The following is a 3,643-nucleotide window of genomic DNA, read 5'->3' on the forward strand; positions in this document are numbered from 1 at the left end:
AAGGTCGCCGACCTCACGTGGGGCAACGGCCTCGACGCCGCCAAGGGCGAGTACGTCGACCTGGTCAAGGCCGGCATCATCGACCCGGTGAAGGTGACCCGCAACGCGGTCACCAACGCCGCCTCGATCGCCGGTCTGCTGCTCACCACGGAGAGCCTCGTGGTGGAGAAGCCGGAGCAGGCCGAGCCGGCCGCCGCCGGCGGGCACGGCCACGGCCACGGTCACCAGCACGGCCCGGGCTTCTGATCCGGTAGCGACACCCGTTCCGGGGCGCACCGCCGTCAGGCGGTGCGCCCCGGCTCGTTCCTGCGGGCCGCCAGGTCATTACCGAACGCTGACGTTGTTGGCGACCGGGCGAGATGATCGCGCACACTGGGCCGATGAGCACCACGTCACGGCGGTACGCCGCGTTGGCCGGAATCACCGCCGCCGCCGTCGCGATCGGGATCGCCGAACCGGTCGCGGTGTTGACCGGTCCCCGGTCGGCGCCCCTGGTCGCGGTCGGCGGGGTCGTCGTCGACGCCGTCCCCGAATCGCTGAAGCAACTCGCCATCGACCTCTTCGGCACCGCCGACAAGATCGCGCTGCTGGTCGGCACGGCCGTGTTGCTGGGAGGCTTCGCCGCCCTCTTCGGCGTACTGGCGGTCCGCCGACTGGCGTTCGGCCTGGCCGGCATCGCCGCGTTCGGCGCCATCGGCGTGGCAGCCGCGTTGACCCGCTCCGGTGCTGACCTCGCCGACGCGCTGCCGTCCCTGGTCGGCGCCGGTCTCGGCGCCCTGGTGCTCTGGCTGTTCATCGGCGGACCGTTCGAGCTGGACCCCTGGTCCTGGTCACCACCCACGCCGCCCGCTGCTCCGGTGTCCCCGGCAGGGCCGGTGCCGGTGACCCCCGCCGGGCCGACGACGGCGGTCGAAGCGGTCGGGCCTGCCGAAGTGGACCCGGAGTCGCGGCGACGGTTCCTCACCGGCAGCGGAGTGCTACTAGGCACGGCCGTGGTGGCCGGCCTCGGTGGGCGGTGGCTGGCAGGGCGGCGCGGCGTGTCCGCAGCCCGCGACGCGATCCGCCTGCCCGCGCCGGTCGCCCCCGCACCGGCCGTACCGGCGGGCGCGGACCTCTCACTGACGCAGCTCGCGCCGTACGTCACCCCGAACTTCGGGTTCTACCGGATCGACACCGCGCTGGTGGTGCCCCAGGTCGACCCGGACACCTGGCGGCTGCGGATCCACGGACGGGTCGCCAGGGAACGCACCTACAGCTACGCGGATCTGCTGGCCCGACCACTGGTCGAGCGGTACGTCACGTTGGCCTGCGTCTCCAACGAGGTGGGCGGGGACCTGATCGGCAATGCCCTGTGGCTCGGCGTACCCCTGCGGGAACTGCTGGACGAGGTCGAGCCGGACGACGACGCCGACCAGGTCGTCGGCCGCTCGGTCGACGGCTGGACCTGCGGCACCCCCACCGCCGCGCTGCGCGACGGACGGGACGCGCTGCTGGCCGTCGGGATGAACGGCGAGCCACTGCCGGTCGAGCACGGCTTCCCGGTCCGAGTGGTGGTGCCGGGCCTCTACGGCTACGTGTCGGCCTGCAAATGGGTGACCGAGCTGGAGCTGACCCGGTTCGCCGACTTCGACGCGTACTGGGTGCCGCGCGGCTGGTCCCCCCAGGGGCCGATCAAGACCCAGTCCCGGATCGACACGCCCAGGGGACGTAACCGGCTGACCGCCGGCCCGGTGACCGTCGCCGGGGTGGCCTGGGCGCAGCACCGGGGCATTCGCCGAGTCGAGGTACGCGTCGACGACGGCCCGTGGCAGGAAGCTGCGCTGGCCCCCACCGTGTCGGTGGACACCTGGGTGCAATGGTCCTGGCGCTGGGACGCCACACCTGGCGAGCACCGACTCCAGGTCCGCGCGACCGACGCGACAGGCGAAACCCAGACCGAACGTACGCAGGACGTCGTCCCGGATGGTGCCACCGGCTGGCACACGGTCACCGTCACCGTCCGCTGATCCCCTGGCACGACGTCGCCCGCGCGGGTGCGCCACCGAATCGGCGGGCTGTGTTGGCGGCGTGTGCTGTGCGGTTGGCGGGCCGTGTCCGTGTTCTGGCCTGCGGGTTGGTGGGCTGTGTCTGCGGTCTGGCCTGCGGGTCGGTGGCTGTGGCGGCGCGCCCTGCGCGTCGGCGGGCTGTGTCTGCGGTCTGGCCTGCGGGTTGGTGGGCTGTGTCTGCGGTCTGGCCTGCGGGTCGGTGGCTGTGTCCGCGGCCTGGCCTGCGGGTTGGTGGGCTGTGTTGGCGGCGCGCCCTGCGCGGTCGGCGGGCTGTGTCCGCGGCTGCCCTGCCGGCTCCCGAGACTGTCCATGGGTCGGCGGGCCCGCTGACTGACACGTCATATCCGGGAGCGCATGCAGATCTTGGACAGTTTCCGTCAGCACGGAACGGAAAGTGTCCAAGATCTGCGGGCCAGGTTGGTTGGTCGACGCCAGTTGTCTCCGTTGGGGCCAGTTCGGCACTCTCCGCCCTCCGGCCCCGGCCCACGGCTGGCTTCCTCAGCCGCTTGCGGCGGCTTCTTCGGCGGCAGCGGCCTGCGGTCGGCGTTCCCGGCGGCTGCACCCATCGCCGGGGCCGGTGGGTTTGGGTACGGCGGTCAGCGTCAGCGGCCGCGGGGTGGCGGTCCACGATCGGTGGCAGCAGGAAGGCCGCTGGCCGGCACCCCGGGTTGCGGGTGCCGGCCAGCGGTCGGTGTCCTGGTGCGGTGGTGTCCTGGTGCGGTGGTGCGGTGGTGCGGTGGTGCGGTGGTGCGGTGGTGCGGTGGTGCTGTCGTGCGGGTTGTCACCCTGCTGTTTGTTGCGGGGTCAGCTGTTCCAGTGCTGGCCGACCAGGTCGGTGGCCTGCTGCTCCCACTGGGCGTAGGCGTCCGGGTAGGCCGACACCTGCACCGTCTGCGCCGCGTCGGTCAGGGGCATGTCCTGCCACCCGTCGACCTGCTTCAGGCCCTTGAGGAACGCGGTGGTGGAGTATTCGGGGTTGGTGATCTGCTCGGGTGTGCCCCAACCGCTGGTCGGGCGCTGCTGGAACAGGCCCAGCGAGTCGTGGTCATTCTTGTCGCCGAGGTGGCCGAGGTTCTCCAGCTTGGACTCCTGCAGGCTCGTCGCGATCGAGATGACCGCGGCCCGCTCCGGCAGACCAGCCTTCTTCGTGGCGGCGATGATCGCCTTCACGTTGGCGGTCTGCTCGTCGTTGAGGGCGATGTGGGACTGGTCGCCCTGCGGCTTCGGCGCCGACGACTGCACGGCCACCGCGGCGGGCTTGGCGTCGACCGGGTTGGCGGCGTGGGCGGCGATCGGACCGGCGAACACACCACCGGCGAACGCGAGACCAGCAACAGACAGCATGCTCTTACGAATGATCGTGTTCATGGGGGTAGCTCCTTCGGGGGTAGAACACCCACACCGTCAAAGGGGGGGACGGCGGTGAGGGTGTGAGCACCTCGTCCGGCGCTGCACTTCACAAAGGGGAAAGAGTCTGGGGGGGTGACGCCTGGTCGGGCGTCAGGGTCGGCGACCTGCCGAGCGGGGGCTCGTGGCGCCGGGACCATGTGTAACGACCGGGGGGCCGGGGTCATTCCGGGGTCGGCCCATCCATCGGC

General features: G+C 71.8%; 3 protein-coding genes. 2 read left to right on the top strand and 1 reads right to left on the bottom strand.

The genetic code is table 11. From position 1 onward, the window contains the following. Together AB0B48_RS32345 and AB0B48_RS32350 are read left to right on the top strand one after the other, a co-directional pair. On the top strand, nucleotides 1-246 hold a 246-nt coding region (locus AB0B48_RS32345), incomplete at its 5' end, for a TCP-1/cpn60 chaperonin family protein (RefSeq protein WP_357208266.1). A 134-nt stretch (nucleotides 247-380) separates the two neighbouring features. Beyond that, nucleotides 381-2,006, top strand: a complete 1,626-nt coding sequence (locus AB0B48_RS32350) for a molybdopterin-dependent oxidoreductase (protein WP_357208268.1) — start codon at nucleotides 381-383, stop codon at nucleotides 2,004-2,006. Nucleotides 2,007-2,849: 843 nt separating this feature from the next. On the opposite strand, the gene AB0B48_RS32355 is transcribed toward AB0B48_RS32350, so the two are convergent. Further along, nucleotides 2,850-3,413, bottom strand: a complete 564-nt coding sequence (locus AB0B48_RS32355; protein WP_357208270.1) for a hypothetical protein — start codon at nucleotides 3,411-3,413, stop codon at nucleotides 2,850-2,852. Between the last annotated feature and the right edge of the window lie 230 nt (nucleotides 3,414-3,643).

Source organism: Micromonospora sp. NPDC049089 (assembly GCF_040648775.1).
Classification (GTDB): Bacteria; Actinomycetota; Actinomycetes; order Mycobacteriales; family Micromonosporaceae; genus Micromonospora.

Excerpts from the sequence above, each read along its gene's own strand:
- AB0B48_RS32350 (WP_357208268.1), top strand. The coding sequence starts at position 381 with ATGAGCACCACGTCACGGCGGTACGCCGCGTTGGCCGGAATCACCGCC.
- AB0B48_RS32355 (WP_357208270.1), bottom strand. The coding sequence starts at position 3,413 with ATGAACACGATCATTCGTAAGAGCATGCTGTCTGTTGCTGGTCTCGCG.